The organism is Bifidobacterium sp., assembly GCF_022640935.1.
Taxonomy (GTDB): domain Bacteria; phylum Actinomycetota; class Actinomycetes; order Actinomycetales; family Bifidobacteriaceae; genus Bifidobacterium.
The window spans coordinates 123069-147789 of the sequence record NZ_JALCCV010000002.1; the positions used below are offsets into that span (position 1 = coordinate 123069).

Here is a 24721-nt window from a genome sequence, read left to right on the forward strand (position 1 = left end):
CACCCACACGACTGCCGGAAGCGCTGCACTCCACATGGGCGTCACTCCCCTGCCTCGGTTTTATGTTACTTCGTTATATCGCGTCAGCGCGGCTGCACACCACTCGTATTGCATCAGTGGTGCTTATGCCGCCTGCCGTGCGGCTTTCTGCGCATCGAGCCTCTTGCGCATGCGCATAGCGGTCAATTCGTCGATCGGACGACTTGTGGTCGCTGTTGCGGGAGATGCAGTCAGGTCGACGCTATCCTCCCGCCCCAGCATCTCATCAATCTGGTGCCACAGCGAATCGACGGAAACGCTGAAGAACGCCATGCCGCTATGCACGAGATCGATGATCTGATCGGCACTCGTGCACTGGTAGACCTGTTCCCCATCGCACATGATAGTGACTCGCCCAATCTCGGCGACGCCTAGGCCGGAAAGGAAGCCAATAGCGGCTGTCACGTTCTGCAGATTGACCCCGGCGTCAAGCAGACGCTTGGAAACCGCGAGGATCACCACATCCTTGAACGAATACAGCCGTCGTGAACCCGACCCGTGCGACGGAGTGATCGAAGGCTCGACGATCTGCTTGCGGGCCCAGTAGTCAAGCTGCCGGTATGTGATGCCCGCGACCTTTGAAGCCACAGTGCCGCGGTAGCCCCGGGTGATCGGCTCGTCGTCGTCGAAAGCGAACAACTCCCCCTGCACGGCATTTTCGGCCGTCACATCCACGCGATCCTCCAGCCTGACATGCAGCTTCAAGGCGTTCGCGCCCGTTGCCTCGACTCCAGTTTTCCCGGCCATAGCGCCCTCCCAGCTTTCGTCATATACGATGGACGACATCCAGCTCGCACTCATTCCAACTCACACTGGTGTAATCACATCCCTGCGATTTCTGGTTTCCAGTCTATCGCGGTCGCGCAGAGGGAAACTACTTGAGAACGGCGGATTTCGTGAAGAAGACGAGACGGAACTTACCGATCATGATTTCGTCGCCATTGTTCAGCTGCTGCTCATCGACGCGCTTGCGGTTCACGTAGGTGCCGTTGAGGCTTCCGGCATCGATCACGCTGAACGTGTCGCCGGTACGGCGGAAGACCGCATGCGTCCGGGAAACGGTCGAATCGTCGAGGAGAATATCGGCGCGGGGATCACGCCCTACGCTGATCTCGTCTTCATCCAGCAGATATCGGGATCCGGATACTGCGCCACGCGTTGAAATAAGCAGCGCCGTTCCAGGGGAAAGCCGGGTGATCGTATCCAGGTCCTCCTGGGTGAGCGGGCGGTCCCCGGTAGTGGTGATGGGTATGGTGATGGCGGGCATGCCAATGTTGGTGGTTTCGCCCGCGCTTGGAATCGGATCAGTCATAATCGCTATTCTACCGTCTTTGCGTACCGGTATTGCCGTGACTGGTGAATCTCGCCGATAGTGACCTTGTCAGGCACCGAGACGCGAACGTTCGCGCCGAATTTCACCTTGAGACGAGAACCGACACCGCCGGCGATATTCACCGCGTTCTGCAGGTTCTGCGGATCGCCAATGGCTTTGACCGTGTATGGCGGATCAAGGATCTGGCCATCGCATTCCAGACCGTCTTCCGTGTCGCTGACATAGGTCGATGTGACGACGCGCACATTATTGATCGCCATCACCTCCACGCCCGCATTGCGCAGCTCTTCGATAAGCTGGAACATCGTGGAGGCGTCGATGCGATCCTTGGAGCCTTGCGAGATGGAGATGATCACTCCCTCGCCGGCGGCCGGCAGGCGACCGGAGAGAATGCCGCTGGTCTGCTCGTTCTCCTTGGCGATGCGCTCCGCCTCCTGCTGTTTGTTCGCCGCGGCCTTCAGCGAGTTGAGCTGGCTGGTCAGCTCGCCCTTGCGCTGTTCGAGACTTTGCACCTGCGTGCTCGTTTCGCTGAGCAGACGGGTGAGCTCCTCCTCGCTCATGGTCTCGTAGGAGGATGTCGGGTTGTTGAGCTGGATAGCATAGCCGAAGCCCAGAAAAGCGCATAGGATGACGATGAGGATGCTCGTCGTCATCCTGGCGCGTATCGGATTGGGCGTGCGTATGCCCTTGGCTTTGCGTTTGACCACAGGGAACGATCCAGTCTGCATCTGGTCGTTCTGCGAATCCTGGGCATGCTGGCTGTGCATCCGGCTGAGCATATCCTTGTTCTGTTTGCGTCGTGACATGAGCTCAGCTTTGGAAGATGAATCGGCGAATGGCCGACACATTCGAGAAGATCCGGATGCCCAGCACCACGATGACGGCGGTCTGCAGCTGCGAGCCCACGCCCAACTGGTTGCCCAGCAGCACCAACAGGGTGGCGGTGAGCACGTTCGAGACAAAGGATATGACGAATACCCTGTCGGAGAAACTGCGTTCGAAATACGAGCGGGCGGCGCCCAGCAGCGCATCCAGCGCCGCCACCACCATGATGGGCAGGTAAGGCTGGAGCACGACAGGGATATCCGGCTGGACAAAAATGCCTATGACAACGCCTATGATCAAACCAAGCACAGCTGCCATCTAGTCGCTCCTTCTCGCGTAGGTCACATCACCGGTGTCCGCTGATTCCAGCGTCATCGAATCGGCCTTGCTGATCTGCGGGTATATGCCCGACTCCTTGAACGAATCATACAGCTTGGGCTGCGCCTTGGCGCCCAGTGCCTGGGCCAAGGTGTTGGCGCTGCCGATCGCTTGGATCCGGTACGGGCTTTCGATCTGGTCGATGCCTACCAGGATCGTCTGCCCGGCCAGCCTGATCGAAGTGCGCACGCCGAGGCGGTGGCCGTTGATTGCTATCGCTTCGGCTCCCGAGCGCCACATGAGGGAGACCAACTGCTGCAAATCCGTATCGGTGATGACGCGAATGCGGGCGCCCTGGCCCTCGCGGGGGTTCGAGCCGCTGCCCGAACCCGTGTTCGCGGCTATCGGATCCGCCAGGGTCAGGGTGATCCCCTCTCCTGAGATGTTGCTCGCGCCATTGACCAGATCATCCTCGATCTTCGTCTGGTCGTCGCCGAACGTGCCGAGCTTCTTGGATTGCTCGTCGACTTGGGAATGCAACGATTTCGCGTCCCCGGAAAGTGCGGCGACCTCATCGTTGACCTGATTCAGCTGCGATATGAGCGCGTCGCGCACCTCTTTGCGCGGATCCGCGTGCAGCTGACGAACAAAGAGAAAGCCACTGAAGCCTACGACCACGCAGATGAGAAACACGATCGCATGGGATGCCCATATCGACAGGCGCGATTGCGGCCTGCGCGCGAGCTGGGCGTCAGAGAACATCGGGTCCAAGGGGCGGTTCGTCAGATCGTCGATGAGCCGCAGAGAATCGTCGTCCGTCTTGCGTCTGCGTGCGCGGCGCTGCGCAGCGGAATCCGTAACTGAACCGGCATGATGCGATTCCAATCCGAAGGCCATGCGGGAGAACGCCGCTCTGGTGCGCGCTGGACGGTTGTCAGCGCGTGTGGGATAGCGCACGGGCTGGGGCTGAAGATGGCCTTGGGGAAATGCCAGGGCATCATCCTGCGGGGAACCGCCGGGATCAGCAGGACTGACGGGCCGCTGAGATTCGAAGAAGCCCGGGTCCGGTGCGGTCCAAGGCTCGAACGGCGGTTCGGCCGATGGGCCGGACGCAGACTTCCGGTTCATCGCTGATCACGCAGCAGGGCGAGACCCTGCCTGAAATAGATGTAGCCGGCGAGCCAGTAGACGCCTATGCCCCAGATGCCGATGGCAAGACCAATAAGATGCAGCAAGGTCACGATAGGGTTGCGCCAGACGTCTGCCACGATCAGCGCGACGATGGCCACCATCAGGAGGGCTGTGCCGGTTTTGCCCACGAAATGCACTGGCAACGGACCGTAGTCGTACTGGGCGAGCACAAGCACCTGGACGCCCATGAACAGATCTCGCAACGCCACGATGATGAGCATCCACATTGGGATGATGCCTGCCAATCCCAGCGCCAGCACGCTGCACAGGATCAGCAGGCGATCGGCGATAGGATCGAGGAGCTGACCGATTTTGCTCACTTGGTTGAAGGTGCGGGCGATCATGCCGTCCAGTCCGTCGGAGAACGCCGAAATGGCAAGCACGATGAGCGCGGGGATCATGCGACGGTGCGAGACCAGCTCCGCGATCAATGGGATGGAGAGGATGCGCAGCACGCTGATGATGTTCGGAATGGTGAGATACACATTGCGGGCCTCTGGGCTGTACCTGTGCTTGTCGAAATGCCTGTTCATCGTATCCGGCACTACATCCTCGAGGCCTGCAGCGCGGTGACGATGATGCCTCTGGCTCCAACGTCGTAGAGCCGGTCCATCAGCCGGTTCACCTTCTCCCTGGGAACCATGACGCGCACGGCGGCCCATTGCTTGTCGTGCAACGGCGAGACGGTCGGGCTTTCGAAGCCTGGAGTCACTGCGACCGCGGCCGACACCTTGGATACCGGGATGTCGTAATCCATGAGCACGTAACGCTGCGCGGTGAGCACGCCTTGCAGGCGTCGTTCTAATATGACCAGGCGTTCATCGTTGCTGGCCACGCGCGGGGAGCGCACGAGCACCGCCTCGGAGCGCAGGATCGGCTCCCCGAACACGCGCAGACCCGCGTTGCGCAGCGTGGTGCCCGTGGAGACCACGTCGGCGATGAGATCAGCGACGCCCAGCTGCACCGAGGATTCGACGGCGCCGTCCAAATGAATGATCTCGGCATGGATGCCGTGGCCGGCCAGATAGTCGGCAAGCAGCTTGTCGTAGGTAGTGGCGACCCGTTTGCCATCGACGTCGTCGAGTTGTTGGATGTCCGAAGCCTCGGGGGCCGCGAAGCGGAACGTCGAAGCCCCGAAGCCGAGCGGCAGGTGCTCTCCTGCATCCGTACGCGAATTGAGCAGCAGATCGCGTCCGGTGATGCCAACGTCGATTGTGCCATGGCCGACGTAGACGGCGATGTCGATCGGGCGCAGATAGAACAGTTCAACCTCGTTGTCCGGGTCCTGCACGACGAGCTGGCGCGGGTTGCTGCGCAGGCGGTATCCGGCTTCGCCGAGCATATTCCACGCCGGCTCGGACAGCATGCCCTTGTTGGGCACGGCGATTCGCAACATGTTTCCTCCTCGAATCCGATCCCCGTCGGATCGTTCTCTCACAAATACCGGTAAACGTCGTCCAAAGCAATGCCGCGATCGATCATCATGACCTGCAGATGATAGAGCAGCTGGCTCATCTCCTCGGCGGTGCGGTCGGCCCCTTCGTATTCCGCGGCGATCCACGTCTCCCCCGCCTCTTCGATGATCTTCTTGCCGATGAAATGCGTGCCTTTGTCAAGCTCGCCCACAGTCAGCGAGCCTTCGGGGCGCTCCTGCGCCTTTGCGCTCAGCTCGGCGAACAACGATTCGAATGTCTTCATGTTCGGCTCCTTGCCAGTGTTCCCGCTCTCAACCAGGCCTGTGCCCATCGATGTGCCGCCTATCGTTTTGATATCGTGATTATTATGATATTGATTATTGTTCTGTCAGCTGCTATGTGCGATTCCATCCGGCTGTTCCTTTGGGAAACGCCGTCATCAGAGTCATTGAGCGCAGGATCTCGTTCAGTCGCGGTATGCGCCCTGCGCACGCTCTCGTATCGCGTCGATGGCTGCCACCGGGCTCGCAGCCCCGTAGACCGCCGAACCAGCAACCAACACATCTGCCCCGGCCGCGGCCACAGTCGTCGCCGTGGAAGGACTGACGCCGCCGTCCACTTGGATATGCGTGCCTAGGCCGCGGCGTGTGATTTCATCGCGCAAACGACGCACCTTGGCCATCTGGTTGGTGAGGAATTTCTGGCCGCCGAAGCCAGGTTCGACCGTCATGATGAGTATCATATCGAATTCGTCGAGGATGTCGAAGATCGGCTCGACCGGCTCGGCCGGGCGCACGGCGTAGCACGCTTGGCAGCCCATTTCGCGCAGCTGGCGGGCCAAGCGCACGGGGGCGTGGGCGGCGCCCATGTGGAAACTGACCGAAGCGGCTCCGAGCTTGGCGTACTCGGGCGCCCACCGATCTGGATCCTCGATCATGAGATGCACGTCGACCGGCAGTTCGGTCACTTCGCAGATCCGCTTCACAATTGGTTCGCCGAGTGTCAGATTCGGGACGAAATGGTGGTCCATGACGTCGACGTGAACCAGATCGGCATTGGAGATGGCCTTGAGGTCACGTTCGAGATTACAAAAATCAGCGGATAGGATGCTGGGAGCGATACGAATGGTCATGGCTTTCATTCTATTGAGGACGAGCGACTTGGATATGATACTTCAGAATGATTTTCTGCATGCTGTCATGGGTCATCTTGCGAAACAAGCGTATCCCAGACGGTCAAGCCGCGTTCTCGGGGCTGCGCGTCTCGTCCTGGCGTTCCGCCCCGCTCACCGTGCGCAGCTGCTCGGCGAGCGGGGCGGATGATCTGCCATACCGTTGCACGAGTATGAAGGCGACGGCGCCGGCTACGAAGACGGCGATGGAGACCCAGACGTTGACACGCACCCCGAGCAGCTCATGGGCGAAATCAATGCGCAGCGCCTCGATCCAAGTGCGTCCTGCGGTGTACCACATGACGTACAGCGTGAACTGCGAGCCGGCCTTGAGCGTGTGCAGCGTTTTGCGGCCGAGCCACACGATCAGCGCCGCGCCGATGAGGTTCCAGATCATCTCGTACAGGAAGGTCGGTTGGAACAGGGTGCCGGTCGGGCACGACGAGCCGTCATAGCATTGTTCGCTCTGCCCGATGGCGGTGCCGACATTGTTGAGTTTCAGACCCCAGGGCAGCGTTGTGGGCTTCCCATAGAGTTCTTGGTTGAACCAGTTTCCCAGCCTGCCGATCGCTTGCGCTACGAGCAGTCCCGGCGCGATGCAGTCGGCCAGCAGCGCCATCGGATAGCGCTTGTGGCGGCACCATGCCCATGCGGCCAGTGCGCCGAAGGCGATGCCGCCCCAGATGCCAAGACCCCCGTTCCAGATGCGGAACATGTCGGTCCAATTGCCAGTGGAACCGAAGAATCGCTCCGGCGTGGTGATGATATGGTAGATTCTGGCGCCGATGATGCCGGCGGGCACGGCGCACAGCGTGATGTCAAGGATCTGATCGAAATTGCCGCCTAGCCGTGTCCAGCGCGCGTTGCCGATCCAGACGGCGGCGACGATGCCGGCGAGGATGCACAACGCGTAGAAATGAATCGTCAGCGGACCGATCGAAAACTGCGAAATCGTCGGCGAGGGTATGTATGCCAGCGGCAAGTTGCCCAGCGGTATATAGCTCATATCATGATCACCTAATGCTCATCGTTCGCGGCGATGTCCGGGCGCTGGCCGATAGCCGGCCTACGCGTGCTGTTCTCGCCTGTGGTGGTTGTGTTCTTCGGTATCCATGTGTTTATCAACGCATGTGGTTTGGCCGCTCAGTGAGCGTGAGGCCGTTATCTCCGGGCACCATGAATGCCTTTTGCCAAAGCGGCGGTAGTGGCTGCCAACGCATCGAGGCCATCGCGCAGATCACGGACGTTGACGCCGGTATCGTCGAGCAGGGTATGCACCAGCGCCGAGCCGACGATGACGCCGTCGGCATATGCGCCGACCTGCGCGCCCTGTTCGGGCGTGGACACGCCGATGCCCACGCAGACGTTGCGGGCGCCCGCCCGCCGGGTGCGCCGCACGAGCTCCTGCGGCGAAGCGCTGAGCGTCGTCCGTTCGCCGGTCACGCCCATGCGCGAGGCGGCGTAGACGAAGCCGCGTGCATGTTTGGCGACAGCCGCGAGCCGTGCATCGCTGGAATCGGGCGAGACGAGGAAGATGCGGTCCAGCCCGTGACGCTGCGAAGCCTCAATCCACTCCCCTGCCTCGTCGGGAATCAGATCCGGCGTGATGAGCCCCGCGCCGCCCGCAGCTTCGAATTTCGTGGCGAACCGTTCGACGCCGTAGTGAAAGATTAGGTTCCAATAGCTCATGATGAGCGGAACGGCGCCCGCCTGGGCCACGGTGCGCACAGCATCGAACACGCCCTCAAGGCGTCCTCCATGCGCGATGGCGAGTTGGGAGGCGGACTGGATCACCGGGCCGTCCATGACCGGGTCGGAGTACGGCAGACCGATCTCGACGATGTCGACGCCGTTTTCGACTATGCAGCGCAGCGCCTCCAGCGAACCCCGCGCATCGGGGAAGCCGTACGGCAAGTAGCCGATGAAGGCAGGCGAGTCCTTGGCCTTGAGATCCCTCAGCAGCGTTTCGGTCGGGCTCGGCCGATGGCTGATGCCCAATGGTTGAAAATCGGCCTGCACATCTGGCCGAGCACTTGAGCGGGCGGCGGTTGCATTCGTTTCAGTCATATCATTCCCCATCCGTGCCTGTGTTGTCGGACCCGGCATCGTCGCTAGACGTGCCATGCGCGCCATTGGCCTCCAATGCCTTGCTTTGCTCGTCGGTCAGATAGCCGAACCATTTGCCCGCCGTGGCCACGTCCTTGTCCCCTCGTCCGGAGATGTTGATGAGGATCACAGGGCTGCTGTAGCCCTTCGCCTTGAGATCGGCGGCGGCTTTGTATGCGCCGGCCACGGCGTGGGCGCTTTCGATCGCCGGGATGATGCCTTCGGTCTCGCACAGGTCTTTAAAAGCGCTCATGGCCTCGTCGTCGGTAGACCAAGAGTAGTTGACGCGGCCGATGTCTTTGAGCCAAGCGTGCTCGGGACCCACCGAAGCATAGTCGAGGCCCGCAGAGATCGAATACGTATCGCGTGTCTGGCCTTGCTCATCCTCAAGCAGATAGGATTTCGCACCTTGGAACATGCCGACCTCGCCGGTGTCCGGCGCGAATCTAATGGCGTGTTCGCCGGATGCGGGCCCGTTGCCGCCGGCCTCGTAGCCATAGAGGTTCACGCGGTCATCGTCAAGGAAGGCGTTCATGACGCCGATGGCATTCGAGCCGCCGCCCACGCAGGCGCATACCGCATCGGGATGCTCGATGCCGTATTCCTCGTTCAGCTGGCGTTTGGCCTCTTCGCCGATAATCTTCTGGAAGTCGCGCACCATCGAAGGGAAGGGATGAGGCCCTGCGACCGTGCCCAGTAGGTAATGCGTACTCTCTACGTTGGTGACCCAGTCGCGCAGCGCCTCGTTGATCGCGTCCTTGAGGATCTTCGTGCCCTGCGTAACTTCGACGACTTCGGCGCCAAGCAGCCGCATTCTGGCGACATTGAGGGCCTGTCGGCGGGCATCGATCTGGCCCATGTAGATGCGGCACCTGAGGCCGAACAGGGCGCATACGGTAGCCGTGGCCACGCCGTGCTGCCCGGCCCCGGTCTCGGCGATGACGCGGGTCTTGCCCATGCGCTTGACAAGCAGGGCCTGGCCGAGCGCGTTGTTGATCTTATGCGCGCCGGTATGGTTGAGATCCTCGCGTTTGAGGAACACACGCGCGTTGAGCCCGGTTTTTGCGTTGAGCCGTTCCGCGAAGCGCGGGGCCTCGGTCAGCGAAGAGGGCCTGCCGACGTACTGGCGATTGAGCTTGGCAAACTCCTTGTGGAATTCGGGGTCGGCCTTGGCCTGTTCGTAGACCGATTCGAGCTCGTCCAAAGCGCCGACCAGCGCCTCGGGCACATATCGGCCGCCGAATTGGCCGAAATACGGTCCCTCATGCGTGGACAGCGGTCGCTGCTCGGAGGCCTTGACGCGCTTGCCAGCAGCGACCAACGCGCGCACGGCCCCCTCATGGTCCTCGGCCGTGGCGACGCCTTCGCCTACGAGTACGGCATCGGCCCCGGCGCGGGCGTAATCCTCGACTTCGACGCTGCCGAACACGCCCGATTCCGCCACGCGGATGACGTTGCCCGGCAGATCGGCGGCCAGCTCGCCGTAAGTGGATATGTCGACGTGCAGGTTCTTGAGGTTTCTGGCATTGATGCCGATGACCGTGGCCCCGGCTGCCTCGGCACGCGCGATCTCTTCGCGGTTATGCGCCTCGACCAGCACGGTCATGCCCAAGGATTCGGCGAGCTTCAGCAGCCGGGCGAGCGTATCGTCGTCAAGAGCGGCGACGATGAGCAGCACGATGTCGGCACCATGAGCGCGTGATTCCCAGATTTGGTATTCATTGACCATGAAATCCTTGCGCAGCAGCGGGATATGCACGGCTGCCCGTACTTGATCGAAGTCGTCGAGCGAACCCAGAAAACGGCGGCCTTCAGTCAGCACGGATATCGCGCTGGCGCCGCCCGACTCGTATTGGCGCGCCAAAGCAGCCGGGTCGGGAATGTCATTCAGATGCCCCTTGGATGGCGAGGCGCGTTTGATCTCGGCGATGACAGGAACCTTGTCGGCGGCCTCGAGCCATCGGCGCGCATCAAAGGCTGCCGGCGCATCGGCCGCCATCCGTTTGATCGTATCGAGGGACACGACGCGTGCGCGCGCCTGCTGGTCCTCGAGAGCTCCAGCCACCAATTCATCGAGTACGGACATGGTCAACCTTTCGATTCTGTCATGGGTAACTCTATACGATCCTGTGTATACGGGGTTTCGCACGCGCAGGCGTATCTTCACGAGTGCAGCGAGCGCAGCTGGGACGCGATCTGGATGGCCTCCACGCTGGCCTCCGCCTTGTTGCGCGTTTCCTGCCATTCATGCTCAGGCACCGAATCGAGCACGATGCCGGCGCCTGCCTGCACCGAGGCTTGATGGTCGCACAGATACGCCGTGCGGATGGCGATGGCCATATCCATGTTGCCCGAGAAATCGAAGTAGCCGATGGTGCCGCCGTAGATGCCGCGGTCGGCGGGCTCCAATTTGTCGATGATCTCGATGGCGCGTGGCTTGGGCGCGCCTGACAGCGTGCCGGCCGGGAACGCGGACATGAACACGTCGAAAGCGGTGAGCCCTGGCGCCACGCGGCCGGTGACGGTCGAACAGATGTGCATGATGTGGCTGAAGCGTTTGATGTCCATGAGCGAGACGACTTCGACGCTTTGCGGCTCGCACACGCGGCTCAAGTCGTTGCGCGACAGATCGACGAGCATGATGTGCTCGCTGCGTTCCTTGGGATCTTCCAGCAGCTCCTTGGCCAGCCGTTCGTCATCTTCGATGGTTTTCCCGCGCGGGCGCGATCCTGCGATCGGGAAGGTGACGGCTTGGCCGTCGTCCACTTTGATGAGCGTCTCCGGGCTGGAGCCGATCACATTGAAATCGCGGCCCTGCGCGTCAGTGAGCGAAAGGAAGTACATATATGGGCTGGGGTTGAGCGTGCGCAAGACCCGATAGACGTCGAAGGGGTCGGCCGGCGAATCGATTTCGAGCCGTTGGGAGATCACGACCTGGAACACGTCACCGTCCACGATATGCCGTTTAGCGATTTCAACGGCCTGTTCGTAAACGTCGCGTTCGGTACGGAAACGCAATTCAGGCTGCGGTGCAGCGCTGTCGAGCACACTGATCCTGGACTCCCCCGGGACCGGGGTGACCGCCGCGCGCTGCATCGCCTCAAGGCGTTTGAGAGCGTTGTCGTAGGCAGCGTCGGCGCGCGTCGGTTTGTCATCCATATTGACTGCGTTGGCGATCAGCCATATCGATCCGGTGAGATGGTCGATGACCGCTATATCCGTGGCCAAGGCGAGCACCAGCTCGGATTGCGTGGTCTCTATCGGGGCCTGCGCGCGCAGCGTAGGCTCCCAGTGGCGCAAGGCGTCCCAGCCGACCGAGCCGACCAGCCCGCCGGTCAGATTCGGCAGCCCGGCGATGTGCGGGGCCTTGAGCGTGCGCAGCACGGCATGAGCCACGTCAAGCACGTCGCCATGCAGCGGGATGCCTGACGGAACTTTGCCGAGCCAGTCGGCCTGGCCCTTGTTCGACCGTAACTGAGCCAACGAATCGACGCCGATGAAACTGTATCGGCTCCACGAACCGCCGTATTCCGCGGATTCGAGAATGAACGTGCCGCTGCGCCCGCCCGCCAGCCGCTCATAGAACCCCACAGGCGTGAGCGAATCGGCCAACAGGCGGCGCACGATGGGGATAATGCGGTATCCCGCATCAGCCAGCTCATGGAATTCCTCTCGGCTGGGCCAGGTTCCGCCCCACTGCAAATGCTCGACGCTGCATGCATTCATCGCGCTGTCTCCTGTCGTGCCGAAACGGGCCGGGCGGGCAACGGTCGAATGCCATCGTCGGGTCGCCGAGTCTTTGCATCTTGCGCGTCCCGCAGGTTTTCTGCCGGGCCGGTCACTACGGGAAGCGGTCCCCCGGCATCGAAGCAGCTGCGCGCGCCGGTGTGGCAGGCAGCACCGATCTGATCGACCTCGATAAGCAGCGCGTCGCCGTCGCAGTCGATGGCTGCGCCCTTGACATACTGCACATGGCCTGATGTGTCGCCTTTGCGCCAGTATTCTTGCCGCGAACGGGACCAGAACGTCACCCGGCCTGTGCTTAAGGTGCGGCGCAGCGCCTCATCGTCCATGTAACCCACCATCAGCACCTCATGCGTGTCGTACTGCTGGATGACGGCAGCGACCAGGCCCTTGTTGTCGCGCTTGAGCCGCCGGGCGATATGCGGGTCGAGACCGGTTGAATTATCGTATGCCATTCCTCTTGCATTCCTCTCACATATTGGCAACGGGCGCGCCTGGACAAGCTTGTCCAGGCGCGGCTACCTGACGCAGTAGCCTGCGTGGCGCAGCTCGTTCTTGACCTCGCGGATGGTGGTCGTGCCGAAGTGGAAAATCGAGGCGGCGAGCACTGCATCCGCCCCGGCTTCGACGGCCGGGGGAAAATCCTTGGCTCCCCCGGCCCCGCCGCTGGCGATGATGGGTATGGTCACTGCGCGTCGCATCGTGCGGATCATCTCAAGGTCGAAGCCTCGTTCGGTGCCGTCCGCATCCATCGAGTTGAGCAGGATTTCGCCTGCGCCGAGGTTTTCGGCCCGACGCGCCCACCATACGGCGTCGATGCCGGTGGAACGTCGCCCGCCCATCGTGGTGACTTCGAAACCCGATTCGGTGTGCTTCTCGCCGCGCTCACGGCGCGCGTCGACGGAAAGCACGAGGACTTGGTTGCCGAAGCGCCGGGTGACTTTGCTGATAAGTGTGGGATCGTTGATCGCAGCGGTGTTCACGCTGATCTTGTCAGCGCCGCAACGCAGCAGCGAGTCGACATCCTCCACAGAGCGTACGCCGCCGCCGACCGTCAGCGGGATGAATAGCTGCTCGGCGGTACGGCCGACGACGTCGACCATGGTTTGCCGGTGGCCGCTGGAAGCGGTTACATCGAGGAAAGTCAGCTCATCGGCACCTTGCCGGTAATATTCGGCGGCCAGTTCGACAGGGTCGCCGGCATCGCGCAGATGCTCGAAATGCACCCCTTTGACCACACGACCCTCATCGACGTCCAGACATGGGATGACCCGCACAGCCAATGACATTGCAACTCCCTGCTCACAGCCGGATTATTCGCCTCCTAGGGTAGCGGTTGCCGGCGTCAAGAGGGTTTGCGCGTCCAGAAAACACTGAATTGCAGCCTCAGACGGCTGCCGCGACGGGGAGGTTCTTCGCAGCCAGTTGCCCGCAGGCCCCGTCGATGTCGGAGCCGCGCGTGTCACGCAAAGTCGCGGTGATGCCCGCGTGGTGCAGGATCTCAAGGAATTGCCGCTCGTCCTGCGGTTTGGAGGCCGTCCAGCGTGAGCCCTCGATGGGGTTGAGCGGGATCGGATTGACATGCACCCAGTCGTCACCATAATGGTTCAGCCGTCTCGCCAATTCCCTGGCATGCTCGGCCTGGTCGTTGATGCCGCGCATCAGGGCGTACTCGATGCTCACGCGCCGTTTGCTGGCCAGATAGTACGCATGCGCGGCATCAAGTACCTGCGTGGTGTTGAAACGCTTGTTCATCGGCACCAGCTCGTCGCGCAGCGCGTCGGTCGGCGCATGCAGCGATACGGCCAGACGCAGCGGCAGGCCTTCCTTGGCCAGCTTGTTGATGCCGGGCACCACGCCAACCGTGGAAACGGTGATATTACGCGCGGAGATGCCGAATCCGTTCGGAGGCAATGCGCTCATCTGACGCACAGCCGAGATCACCGCGCGATAATTGCCCATGGGTTCGCCCATGCCCATGAACACGACATTGCTCAAGCGGCCCGGGCCTCCTGCGATATCGCCGTCGCGCATGGCCTTTGCGGCGACGCGCACCTGTTCGAGTATCTCGCCGGCGGACATGTTGCGTGTCAGGCCAAGCTGACCGGTTGCGCAGAAGGGGCAGCCCATCCCGCAGCCTACTTGGCTGGAAATGCACAGGGTCGTGCGCTTGGGGTAGCGCATGAGCACGGATTCTATGCGCGCGCCATCGAAGAGCTCCCACAGTGTTTTCACGGTGGTTCCTTCGTCGGCGGTCTGTCTGGTCACTTCATTGATGAGCCTGGGCAGGAAGATGCGGCTGGCCTGCTGCCGCATGCTTTCCGGGAAATCGGTGAACCGTGCGGCGTCGACGGCGTAATGCGCGAAATAGTGATTTGCCAGCTGTTTGACACGGAAGGGCTGCAAACCGAGCTGGTTCGCAGCTTCAATGCGTTGCTCGGCGTTCATATCGACCAGATGCAGCGGCGGCTTGCCCCGGCGCGCATGGTCTTTGGCCAGCACATCGCGGAATGCGCCGGTAGTGCCGCCGGGCGTGATGCCGTTAGCCGCGTCCTCCTGCGTTTCGTGCTGCGTCATGTCGCTATGCCTGCCTGTCATCTGCACGTCTTTCATCCGTATCATCTTTCACCTGCGCGCCTACAGCCCGGTCGCCCAGAGCAGGGCCGCCAGGAACGGAGCGCACAGCAGGATCGAATCGACCCGGTCCATCACCCCGCCGTGTCCTTTGAGCAGATGGCCCATATCCTTGATGCCGATGTCGCGTTTGAGCATCGAAGCGCACAGGTCGCCGAACGTTCCTACAACGCCGACCATTGCTCCCATGAGGATCGGTACCCACCAGCGCGAAGCCCATAGGCTGCCGTATGTGACGGCGAAGACGACGTAGGCGCCGAGAACCGAGGCGAGAATCGATCCGGCAAGGCCTTCGACGGATTTTTTCGGCGAAATGCGTGGCGAAAGCTTGTGCCTGCCTAGCCATGCCCCGGCGAACAGACCGCCGGTGTCGCTGATGGCCGGCAAAAAGACGATGATGACAGCGTGAGCCACGGCGTGGGCGTTGAATGTCAGCGGCAGCACGATGCAGGATGCGAGTGCCGGAATGTACAGCACGGTGAACACGGCGAGAGCGACATTGTCCAAGCGGCGGTACGCAGGCGCAGCCGGCACGGAGCCGGATCCTGCCGATGCCCCGCCGCCTTGATTGAGTTTGCCCGCCACCGCCGAGGCCAGTCGTACGCTCGTGCTCAGACTGACGTTCGCGCCGATGATTACGAGCGGCACCGACGCGGTCAAGCACACTGCAGCGGCGAGAATGGGATCGGGGGCATAATACGTGGTCAGTAACGTAACCGCTGAGCAAACACCTGTGATTACCAGTGGGAAACGCAGGCCGGCCGCCGCAAAATCGACGCGCAGCTCCCACAGCGCCAGCAACATGAAAACGACGATGAGCGCGACGAAGACGTCGATGCGGATGAGCAGGCAGGCCAGGATCAGCACGATCAGCACGATGGCGGTAGCCACCGCCTGCGGCATATTGCGCCCGGTTTTCTTGTTGATGTCCTGCAGCGCTTCTTCGGCCTCGCCACTGTGGTGTTCGTGCCTATGCATGCTTGATTTGCGTCCTTCAGCCAGTTAACGGTGCCGCGATACCACCATTTCGATCTGTGCCGAATGGCTCAGACCTCCATAATTTCCTTTTGCTTGGTGTCAAGCAGCGCGTCGAGTTCATCCGTGATCCGCTTGGTGACCTTGTCGAGATCTTTGAGCAGCCGATCGCCCTCGTCCTCACCCATATCGCCGTCTTTGACGGCCTTATCGACGGACTCCTTGGCCTTGCGGCGAATATTGCGCACGGCTATCTTGCCGTCCTCGGCCTTGGTCTTGGCGAGCTTGACATACTCCTTGCGGCGGTCTTCGGTCAGTTCGGGCATGGTGACGCGAATGACGTTGCCGTCACGGCGAGGACTGACGCCGAGATCCGAATCGCGGATCGCCTTCTCCACTGCATTTGCCTGAGAAGGATCGTACGGGGTAATCGACAGGGAGCGTGGCTCAGGCACGCCGATTGTCGCGACGGCTTTGATAGGCGTGGGCGCACCGTAATAATCGACCATTAGGCCGTTGAGCAATGCCGGGTTGGCCCGGCCAGTGCGGATGCCGGAGAAATTCTCCTTGGTCGCCTCGACGGATTTGGCCATCTGGGCGCTTGCTTGATCGATGACGGATGCCATGGAAGTTCCTTCCGATTACTTGACGTGTGGACTTGTGCCTGTTTGTCTGACGTGTTGCCGTGTGTTGCATGCGGGTGACGATGTTCTACATTGAGAGAGGATCGCGCTGCATTCTTTTATGCAACACTAGTCGTTATCCGCGCTGCGCGCATCGCCCGGCGGGTTACCGGTGCGCACGGCGCGATGCGAATCGCGAAGCGGACTGGGCTTCGGCGCGTATAACGCCAGATCAGGCGATCTTCGATTCAGCCGATGAAACGAGGGTGCCGAGCCGTTCGCCGACCAGCGCGCGGGTCACATCGCCCTGGCCCTCGAGTCCGAATACACGGATGGGGGTTGCATTGTCACGGGCCATGGAGAGCGCCGAAGCATCCATTACGGCGAGGTTGTCGACCAGTGCGCGGCTGTAACTCAGGGTCTCGAAGCGTTGCGCCGCAGGGTCCTTGCGCGGGTCGGCGGTATAGATGCCGTCGACGCCATTCTTGCCCATCAGCACCTCGTCGCAGTGGATTTCCAAGGCGCGCTGAATAGAGACAGTGTCAGTGGAGAAATACGGCATGCCGGCGCCGGCGCCGAAGATGACCACACGGCCCTTCTCCAAATGACGGATGGCTTTGAGCGGGATGTAAGGCTCGGCCACCTGGCCCATGGCGATGGCGGTCTGCACGCGTGTGGCCTGCCCTTCCTGCTCGAGGAAGTCCTGCAGCGCCAGGCAGTTCATCACGGTGCCGAGCATGCCCATGTAATCGCCGCGGCTGCGGTCGATGCCGGCCTGTTGAAGTTCGGCGCCGCGGAAGAAGTTGCCGCCGCCGACCACGATCGCGACCTGCACGCCGCGTTGCACCGCCGGAACGATTTCCGCCGCCACCCGGCGCACGACCTGCGTATCGATGCCGACGGCGCCGCCGCCGAAGGCCTCCCCTGAAAGCTTGAGCAGAACCCGTCGGGGTTTGCCTGCTGCGTCTTCGTCGCTCATAGCCAGCCTTTCTCGCCATGCGTTTTTCCACGCATATGCATATTTTCCGCTCTATAGGGTATCCGTCAACACCGACACGAGCCGAGCCATTAAGCGCAGGGCGCGGCTCGTGTCGTAAAACGAATCGTGCCCTGCAGACTGTTCGTAGGCGAAGTGAGGCCCCGCCAATGGGCCGAAGACGATGCCATCGGCATCGTCTTCCCGTAGGTGAGGTGAATGACCGCCAAGGTCGTGGAGGCAGGGCCGACGTCTGCATCAAGGCTGCGAAGACTTTTCAGGCACAACATGATATGGCTAGTGCCTGCAGATGTATTGCCGCATCTGCAGGCACTAGCCATATCAAATCACCGCTCTCGTTCAACGACGAAGCTGTTATCGTAAAGGACTACTTTTCGTCGCCTTTGCCGACTTCGAGACGAGCGAAGGCCAAGGCCTTGCCGCCGACCTTCTTGAACAGATCGCCGACGCTCTTGGAGGGATCCTTGACGTACTCCTGTTCGAGCAGCACGTTCTCCTTGTAGAAGGCGCCTAGGCGGCCTTCCACGATCTTGGGAACAATCTTCTCGGGCTTGCCTTCGGCCAAGGACTTCTCAGTGGCCACACGACGCTCGGACTCGACCACATCAGCCGGGACGTCCTCGCGGGTGAGCCATCGGGCACCGAGTGCGGAGATCTGCAGCGCGGCCTCGTGCGCCACTTGCGCGCCAGCCTCGTCGGTCGCGATCATGGCCACGATGCTCGGCGGCATCTCGACGGAGCGCTTGTGCGCGTAGATCTCGACGTGTGGGCCTTCGATCGTCGCGAACTGGTCGAGCTTGACATGCTCGCCGAACAGCGCGGCCGCCTCTTCGACGGTCTCCTTGATGGTGGCCTCGCCATCGGCTGCCGCGAGCAGCTCATCCACGGAACTGGCCTTGGCCGCGATGGCCTTGTCCACGATGCTATCGGCGAATTCGATGAACTTCGGGGTCTTAGCCACGAAGTCGGTCTCGGAATTGACTTCGATCGCGTATCCGGTCTCGCCGTTGGCGGACTGAACGACCTTGGACGCGATCGTGCCTTCCTTGGCGCTGCGGCCTTCGCGCTTGCCTGCGGCCTGAATGCCCTTGGCGCGGATGATCTCCTTGGCGCGTGCGACATCGCCCTCGGCCTCGGTCAGGGCCTTCTTGACGTCCATCATGCCGGCGCCGGTGTCTTCGCGCACCTGCTTGATCAATGCTGCGGTTATTGCTGCCATTGCTGTTGTCTCCTCTGTTGGATTGCAAATAGTGAGTTGCATATGCTTTGCGCCTGGCTCTGGTTTCGTTGCCAGCTCCAGGCGCAAACCGTATGCACTGCTACTCTGGTCAGGCTTCTGCAGGAGCCTCGGTTGCCGGAGCGGTCTCTGGCTGCGCTTCGGTCGGCTGTTCGCCGGTCGTCGGCGTCTGGACGCCTGCCTCGGCTTCGGCGGCGGGAGCATCCTTGGTCAGGAGCTCCTTTTCCCAAGCGGCCATCGGCTGGTCGGCGGTTTCACCTTCGACCTTGGCGGCCTTGCCGGAACGATCGAGCAGGCCGTCGGCCACGGCGTCAGCCATGAGGCTGGTGAGCAGCTCGATGCCGCGAATGGCGTCATCGTTGGCCGGGATCGGGTAGTCGACAGTCTCTGGGTCGGTGTTGGTGTCGACTACGGCAACTACCGGGATGCCCAGCTTGTGCGCCTCTTCGACGGCCAGCGCCTCTTTGCTGATGTCCACAATGAACATCGCCGAGGGGGTGCGGCCCATGTTGCGGATGCCGCCGAGCTGCTTGTTGAGCTTGTCCTTCTCGCGCTCCAGCAGCAACAGTTCCTTCTTGGTAAGTCCCGAGCCGCGCACGTCGGAAAAGTCCATCTCCTCGAGTTCCTTGAGACGGGTGACGCGCTTGGACACGGTTTGGAAGTTGGTCAGCATGCCACCGAGCCAGCGTTCGCTGACGTAGGGCATGTTCACGCGAGTTGCCTGCTTCTCAATCGCCTCCTGAGCCTGCTTCTTCGTGCCGACGAACAGAATGGTGCCATTGTGGGCGACGGTCGTCTTGATGAAGTCGTAGGCCACGTCGATCAGATCGAGAGACTTGAAGAGATTGATGATATGGATACCGTTGCGCTGGGTGAGGATGTACTGCTTCATCTTCGGGTTCCAACGACGGGTCTGATGGCCGAAGTGCAGTCCTGCCTTCAGCATGTCACTCATGGTGATCTGAGCCATAATAATGCTCTTGCCTTTCATGTCGGTTATTGCCTGGTCATGTGCATCCGCATGCAGCGCTCTTCACGAGCGCCGACCGACACGGATCGTCGTGGACATGACGCGATTTTTGGTGTGCCGGTTGGAAATGCTGGTTGGACCCAAACACCGCACGACCGTGCATGAATCCGGTTGGCACACGATGGTTCAGCATACTGCAAGGGCTGTATTTTCTCGTGGCGCGTAGCTGCCGTGGCCCGGCAAACGCATTGGCGCCGGGGCTTTAGCCTTCCTGCGTTAATGCGTCAGCGCTGGGCGCGCAGCCGGCGCATGGCCTCGCGCCTCACTTGCTTCTCGAGCCGATCGAGGTAGATATGACCGTCGAGATGATCATATTCGTGCTGCAGCATGCGCCCCATCATGCCGTGGCCCTCCAGCATCACCGTCTTGCCGTCCAGATCGATGCCGCGCACGCGCGCGTAGTTGGCCCGCCGGGTGGCGTACCACAGGCCTGGAACCGACAGGCATCCCTCGTCGCCGTACTGCTCGCCACTGGTCTCTTCCATCACCGGGTTGAGAATATAGCCGACTGTGCCATCGATGTTATATGAGAAGGCGCGCAGGCTTACGCCGATCTGGTTTGCGGACAGCCCTGCCCTGCCCGGGTCATCGACTGTTTCGAGCAGGTCCTCGACCAGCCGGCGCACCGCCGGGGTGATCTTCCTGATCGGGTCGCACGGCGTGCGCAGCACAGGGTCGGGTATCACACGGATCTCGCGTATCGTCACAGCTGTTCTCCTCTGGCTTCTTCTTGTCGCCTCTCTTCGCCGCAGGCGTCTTTCAGCAGGATGGCAACATGAGCTGCAGCAGAAGGCTGTCAGCACGGTCCTGTCGGCGTGTGCCTATGTCCAGGCACGACAACGAAACCTCCTGCCGGATAATCAGCGTAATCCTATGGCAGGAAGCGGCGTTCGGGCGGCGGTTCAGTCTTTGTCGGGTTGTTGCGCAACCGTGTCGTCTGCATTGGCTGCGGCGCGTGGCGCAGCAGGCGAGTTGTCGCCATCTCCACCGTCAGATATGTCCGGCGCCGTGGACGGCGTGACCGTGGCGGGTTCGGCGTCGCCGGGATGTCGCTGTGGCAAAGTGATGAACGTTCTGGCCTGATCGAAAGCCTGCCGCACCTTGGGGCTCACCGTCTCCGAAGCCTGCTTGGCGCTTTCCGACGCCTGCCTGACGGTTTCGGTCGCGCGATCCAGAATCTTCACCGTCGTCGTGGGCTCCCGAGACTGGGTGCGCGGAGCGTAGAGCACCGTTTCGATCAGGTTGGCGTAGTGCTGCAGCACCTTGGGGCGCACGACCTTGAGGCTGGGCGTCAACGTGCCGTCCTCCTGGTTGAAGTCCTTGTCCACGATGACGAACTTGCGCACCGATTCGGCGCGCGAGACACTGCTGTTCGCCTGGTCGACATACTGCTGGACGCAGGCGCGCACCGCATCGCTTTTCGCGATCTGATCCATCGGCCTATCCCCGTCCATGCCCCGTTGAATCAACCACGAGTAGGTCATCTCCTGATCGAGCGCGATGAGCGCGGAGACGAAGGGTTTGCCATCGCCGACCACCACGCAGTGCGAGACGATCGGACAGGTGTTTATCGTGTCTTCCATCGGCGCCGGGCTGATGTTCTTGCCGCCCGCGGTGATGATGATGTCCTTCTTGCGTCCGGTGATATACAGGAAGCCGTCGTCGTCGATCCGGCCCAAGTCGCCGCTGCGCAGCCAGCCGTCTTCGCCGAGGACATCCTTGGTGAGCCCGGGCTGCTTGTAATAGCCCAGGAACACGTTCTCGCCTTTGATCATGACCTCGTCGTCATCGCCAAGCTTGTAGGCGATGCCCGGGCCAGGCCTGCCGACCGACCCGACACGATTCGCCTTTTCGAAGTTCACCACGCACGGCGCCGCGGTTTCGGTCATGCCGTAGCCCTGAATGAACGTGATGCCGTCCATGCCGTTGAAGAAATGCGCAAGATCGGCGTTCATCGGTGCGCCGCCGCAGGCCAGATAGCTCAGGTTCGGCCCCAGCGCGGAGCGCACCGAGGAACCGATGGCGCTCATGTAGAAGGAATGGGTCAGCCGCGCCATGAGGGAATGCGGTTTCCCGTCGCGTTCGTCCTTGGACCATTGCACGAAATGACGGAACCCATTGGCGAAGATGCGGCCCTTGATTCCGGCCCCGGCCTTCTGGGTCGCCGCGTTGTAGACCTTTTCGAACACGCGCGGCACCCCGAGCAGATATGTCGGCCTGAAGCTGCGCAGGTCGGCGAGCAGATGCGACGCGCTGGGGACGTATCCGACGACGCCGCGGGCGCCGATCGCCACATATTGGATGTAGCGCGCGAAGCAGTGCGCCAGCGGCAGGAAAAGCAGCAGACGGCTCGGTTGATAGAGCATTTCGTCGAGCACGTCATAGCCTGCGAAGACGATCGTGGTGAAATTGCGATGGGAGAGCATCGCGCCCTTGGGCTTGCCGGTGGATCCGGACGTGTATACGATGGTGGCCATGTCGTCCGCGCTTACGCGGCCGATGGCCCGATCCAGCTCCTCATCGTCGAGGGATTTACCGAAATCAGCCACTGCATCCAGGCCCTCGGCCTTGAAGTTGAACACATAGTTCAGGCTTTCCTGGTTTTTTCTAATCTGCTCAAGCGTCTGCGCATGATCGTAGTCTCCTGCGAAAGCGATCATCGGCTCGACTTCGGACACGATCGACGAGGCCTGGATCGCCGAATCCGTCTCGTAGATCGGCACGGAGACGGCACCTATGGCTGCGCACGCGAAATCGACGACGCCCCATTCGTAGCAGGTGGCCGAATAAATGACGACCATGCTGCCCGCCTTTACACCAAGGCCAAGCAGGCCTTTGGCCACTTGCCGAACCCGACCGAGCATCTCCCCCGCGCTCACGTCATGCCAGCGGCGGGTGCGCTCGTCCTGCCATTGCGCGATGAGATCATCATGGTCTCGCGCCGCGCGATTCGCCAGCAGTGAATAAATAGTGTCCTTCTCGGTGGTGGGGTGGATGATATCCACCGCATATTCTCGCAACATAGTTTCCACTATAAACCATGCGAAAGGGCAAAGGCGGGACCTAGCCGATATCGGCGTATACGCACAGCCACCGGTTGCCCGCTGTGCGCAGAACGAGATTGGCCCAGTATGTCGCCGGTCCGATGCACAGGCATACCGTCATTTCGAGCTTGTCCCGCGCGACGAACATGCCTTCGAGCAGCAGTGGAATCACCGGGAAGCGGTGCATTTGGGCGCGCAACTCCTGATGCATGCGCAGATGATTGTCGAGCAAGTGCGACACCACTTCCAACCGTTTCAAGCAGCCTTCGCTCAACGCATTGCGCAGCTTGTGCGCCACCGGTCGCCCACGGATGACGTCAGCCGTCAGGCAAGCGATCCGACACGAACGCATGGCCAACGCATTGCAGTCTGAATCCTTCAGTGCTTCCCCGGCAGCCCAGATCAGGTGATAGGCGACTGGGGCGTTGGAAAGCTCCAGTCGAATGAACCCGTCTTTGGCGGCCGGTGAGCTCGAGGCGCGTTCAGGGAATATGGTCATATCCTTATCCATGTCAATCTCCGTTCCAGTTCGTCTCGCCCACGTTCTTACCGGTGCGAACCGCCGTCGGCCCCATCGCCGCCCGCGTCGCCCGCCGCCGGTTTTGCCGGAGGCAGACGGCACATCGCCGGTCAGCATCGCGCTGCCGCGGCTGCCTGCGTCGCGACGGCACGATGTCCGCGTTGTGTTTCCGTTTTGCGGGCGTGGACAGCCACAATAGGTGAATACGGCGTCAAGAACAGCTCAACATAGCGATAACGCCATGTCAACCCCGATCCACGGCACTGTGGATATGTGGATAACTTGGATATGCGGATGACTTTGGTCTTGCAGGACTGCGAGCCGTCTACAGGTCATGGCCGGGCGTGACCACGACCTGGCAGCGTTGGAAACTTTTCACATCGATGTAGCCGGTCGAAGCCATCGCACGCCGCAGCGCGCCGATGAAGTTCGTCGTGCCGTCGGCTTGGTGGCTGGGGCCGTACAGGATTTCCTTGAGCGAGCCGACCGTGCCGACATCGCTGCGGAATCCGCGCGGCAGCGTCGGGTGCCGCGCCTCGGAACCCCAATGCATGCCTTTGCCGGGAGCTTCGGTGGCGCGCGCCAGGGGCGCGCCGAGCATCACGGCGTCAGCTCCCATTGCCAACGCCTTCACAAAGCTGCCGGAAGTCCCCATTCCGCCATCGGCGATGACCTGCACATAGCGTCCGCCGGACTCGTCCATGTAATCGCGGCGGGCCTCGGACACATCGGCGATCGCGGTAGCCATCGAGGCTTCGACGCCCAGCGTGTCGCGGGTGGCGGAGACTGCGCCGCCGCCAAAACCGACCAGCACGCCGGCCGCTCCGGTACGCATCAGGTGCAGCGCCGCTGTGTAATTCGCCGCGCCGCCGACAATGACCGGCACATCAAGCTCGTAAATGAATTTCTTCAGGTTCAGCGTCTCATGGTCCTTCGACACATGCTCGGCCGAAACCACGGTACCTCGGATGACGAAAAGATCGACGCCCGCCTCGACCACCGTCGAAGTGAATTCCTGCGTGTACTGCGGGGAGAGCGACGCGGCGACAGTCACCCCCGCATTGCGGATCTCATGCAGCCGCTGCGTGATCAGCTCGGCTTTCATCGGCTCGGCATAGATCTCCTGGATGCGTGCTGTGGCGACGCTGGCAGGCAGCTGGGCGATTTCGTCGAGCAGTGGCTGAGGATCTTCGTATCTGGTCCACAGCCCTTCGAGATCGAGTACGCCAAGGGCGCCAAGGCGGCCCATCTCGATGATGCTCGCCGGGCTGCTCACCGAATCCATCGGCGCGCCGAGCACCGGCACATCGAATTCGTAGGCATCCACTTGCCAAGCCGTGGAGACATCCTCCGGATCGCGTGTACGACGGGACGGCATGATGGCTATATCGTCCAGCGAATATGCCAGCCGGCCCTTTTTTCCCAAACCGATTTCAATTTCCTGAGACATAAGCCCTAAGGCTAATGACGGGTTGTGACGAAAACGGTTCCGGCGATGACACGATGAGCGCGTTCGTTA

24 protein-coding genes and 1 pseudogene are annotated in these 24721 nt (G+C 61.5%); all 25 read right to left on the reverse strand.

Annotation, left to right across the window (positions count from 1 at the left end; all coding sequences use genetic code 11):
• Nucleotides 1-123: 123 nt before the first annotated feature.
• A complete protein-coding gene (locus tag LKG04_RS01355; protein ID WP_291759327.1) occupies nucleotides 124-786 on the reverse strand; it encodes a MerR family transcriptional regulator in 663 nt (220 codons plus the stop codon).
• 127 nt (nucleotides 787-913) lie between these two features.
• The gene (locus LKG04_RS01360) at nucleotides 914-1351 is read right to left on the reverse strand and encodes an FHA domain-containing protein (protein WP_291758845.1); all 438 of its coding nucleotides are present in this window, start codon (nucleotides 1349-1351) and stop codon (nucleotides 914-916) included.
• A gap of 5 nt (nucleotides 1352-1356) precedes the next feature.
• On the reverse strand, nucleotides 1357-2178 hold the full coding sequence (locus LKG04_RS01365) for a DUF881 domain-containing protein (RefSeq protein ID WP_291758847.1): 822 nt from the start codon (nucleotides 2176-2178) through the stop codon (nucleotides 1357-1359).
• Nucleotides 2179-2182: 4 nt separating this feature from the next.
• Nucleotides 2183-2515, reverse strand: a complete 333-nt coding sequence (locus LKG04_RS01370; RefSeq protein ID WP_291758850.1) for a small basic family protein — start codon at nucleotides 2513-2515, stop codon at nucleotides 2183-2185.
• Nucleotides 2516-3643 (reverse strand): DUF881 domain-containing protein, encoded by a 1128-nt coding sequence (locus LKG04_RS01375; RefSeq protein WP_363300626.1) that lies wholly within the window; start codon nucleotides 3641-3643, stop codon nucleotides 2516-2518. It lies immediately after the preceding gene.
• The gene (locus LKG04_RS01380) at nucleotides 3640-4239 is read right to left on the reverse strand and encodes a CDP-alcohol phosphatidyltransferase family protein (RefSeq protein WP_291758853.1); all 600 of its coding nucleotides are present in this window, start codon (nucleotides 4237-4239) and stop codon (nucleotides 3640-3642) included. The genes LKG04_RS01375 and LKG04_RS01380 overlap by 4 nt, the downstream gene beginning before the upstream one ends.
• An 11-nt stretch (nucleotides 4240-4250) precedes the next feature.
• The gene (gene hisG, locus LKG04_RS01385; protein WP_291758856.1) at nucleotides 4251-5102 is read right to left on the reverse strand and encodes an ATP phosphoribosyltransferase; all 852 of its coding nucleotides are present in this window, start codon (nucleotides 5100-5102) and stop codon (nucleotides 4251-4253) included.
• A gap of 38 nt (nucleotides 5103-5140) precedes the next feature.
• On the reverse strand, nucleotides 5141-5404 hold the full coding sequence (locus tag LKG04_RS01390) for a phosphoribosyl-ATP diphosphatase (protein ID WP_291758858.1): 264 nt from the start codon (nucleotides 5402-5404) through the stop codon (nucleotides 5141-5143).
• A 183-nt stretch (nucleotides 5405-5587) separates the two neighbouring features.
• Nucleotides 5588-6262, reverse strand: a complete 675-nt coding sequence (gene rpe, locus LKG04_RS01395; RefSeq protein WP_291758859.1) for a ribulose-phosphate 3-epimerase — start codon at nucleotides 6260-6262, stop codon at nucleotides 5588-5590.
• 94 nt (nucleotides 6263-6356) lie between these two features.
• Nucleotides 6357-7274, reverse strand: a complete 918-nt coding sequence (lgt, locus tag LKG04_RS01400) for a prolipoprotein diacylglyceryl transferase (protein WP_291759332.1) — start codon at nucleotides 7272-7274, stop codon at nucleotides 6357-6359.
• Between the two features lie 179 nt (nucleotides 7275-7453).
• Nucleotides 7454-8359 carry a tryptophan synthase subunit alpha gene (trpA, locus tag LKG04_RS01405; protein WP_291758862.1) on the reverse strand — a complete coding sequence of 302 codons (906 nt, stop codon included), beginning with the start codon at nucleotides 8357-8359 and terminating at the stop codon, nucleotides 7454-7456.
• A gap of 1 nt (nucleotide 8360) precedes the next feature.
• A complete protein-coding gene (locus LKG04_RS01410) occupies nucleotides 8361-10484 on the reverse strand; it encodes a bifunctional indole-3-glycerol phosphate synthase/tryptophan synthase subunit beta (protein ID WP_291758865.1) in 2124 nt (707 codons plus the stop codon).
• Between the two features lie 77 nt (nucleotides 10485-10561).
• Nucleotides 10562-12124 (reverse strand): chorismate-binding protein, encoded by a 1563-nt coding sequence (locus LKG04_RS01415; RefSeq protein WP_291758868.1) that lies wholly within the window; start codon nucleotides 12122-12124, stop codon nucleotides 10562-10564.
• A 98-nt stretch (nucleotides 12125-12222) separates the two neighbouring features.
• Nucleotides 12223-12597 (reverse strand): annotated as a pseudogene (hisI, locus tag LKG04_RS01420) (phosphoribosyl-AMP cyclohydrolase); the annotation flags it as partial.
• Between the two features lie 63 nt (nucleotides 12598-12660).
• Entirely contained in the window at nucleotides 12661-13431 is a 771-nt protein-coding gene (hisF, locus tag LKG04_RS01425; protein WP_291758870.1) for an imidazole glycerol phosphate synthase subunit HisF, read from the reverse strand.
• A gap of 97 nt (nucleotides 13432-13528) precedes the next feature.
• Nucleotides 13529-14719: a 23S rRNA (adenine(2503)-C(2))-methyltransferase RlmN gene (gene rlmN, locus LKG04_RS01430; protein WP_291759335.1), complete on the reverse strand. Its 1191-nt coding sequence runs from the start codon at nucleotides 14717-14719 to the stop codon at nucleotides 13529-13531.
• Nucleotides 14720-14779: 60 nt separating this feature from the next.
• Entirely contained in the window at nucleotides 14780-15754 is a 975-nt protein-coding gene (locus LKG04_RS01435) for a phosphatidate cytidylyltransferase (RefSeq protein ID WP_291758873.1), read from the reverse strand.
• Nucleotides 15755-15822: 68 nt separating this feature from the next.
• Nucleotides 15823-16377, reverse strand: coding sequence for a ribosome recycling factor (gene frr, locus LKG04_RS01440; protein ID WP_291758875.1), 555 nt, complete (start codon nucleotides 16375-16377; stop codon nucleotides 15823-15825).
• A gap of 229 nt (nucleotides 16378-16606) precedes the next feature.
• Nucleotides 16607-17353 carry a UMP kinase gene (pyrH, locus tag LKG04_RS01445; RefSeq protein ID WP_291758878.1) on the reverse strand — a complete coding sequence of 249 codons (747 nt, stop codon included), beginning with the start codon at nucleotides 17351-17353 and terminating at the stop codon, nucleotides 16607-16609.
• Nucleotides 17354-17738: 385 nt separating this feature from the next.
• Entirely contained in the window at nucleotides 17739-18590 is an 852-nt protein-coding gene (gene tsf / locus LKG04_RS01450) for a translation elongation factor Ts (protein ID WP_291758881.1), read from the reverse strand.
• A 109-nt stretch (nucleotides 18591-18699) separates the two neighbouring features.
• Complete coding sequence (gene rpsB, locus LKG04_RS01455; protein WP_291758886.1) at nucleotides 18700-19578, reverse strand: 30S ribosomal protein S2; 879 nt, start codon at nucleotides 19576-19578, stop codon at nucleotides 18700-18702.
• Nucleotides 19579-19862: 284 nt separating this feature from the next.
• Nucleotides 19863-20345: a peptide deformylase gene (locus LKG04_RS01460; RefSeq protein WP_291758889.1), complete on the reverse strand. Its 483-nt coding sequence runs from the start codon at nucleotides 20343-20345 to the stop codon at nucleotides 19863-19865.
• 195 nt (nucleotides 20346-20540) lie between these two features.
• Nucleotides 20541-22661 carry an AMP-dependent synthetase/ligase gene (locus tag LKG04_RS01465; RefSeq protein WP_291758891.1) on the reverse strand — a complete coding sequence of 707 codons (2121 nt, stop codon included), beginning with the start codon at nucleotides 22659-22661 and terminating at the stop codon, nucleotides 20541-20543.
• A 40-nt stretch (nucleotides 22662-22701) separates the two neighbouring features.
• Complete coding sequence (locus tag LKG04_RS01470; protein WP_291758894.1) at nucleotides 22702-23193, reverse strand: hypothetical protein; 492 nt, start codon at nucleotides 23191-23193, stop codon at nucleotides 22702-22704.
• Between the two features lie 334 nt (nucleotides 23194-23527).
• Nucleotides 23528-24652 carry a GuaB3 family IMP dehydrogenase-related protein gene (locus LKG04_RS01475; protein WP_291758897.1) on the reverse strand — a complete coding sequence of 375 codons (1125 nt, stop codon included), beginning with the start codon at nucleotides 24650-24652 and terminating at the stop codon, nucleotides 23528-23530.
• Nucleotides 24653-24721 lie beyond the last annotated feature (69 nt).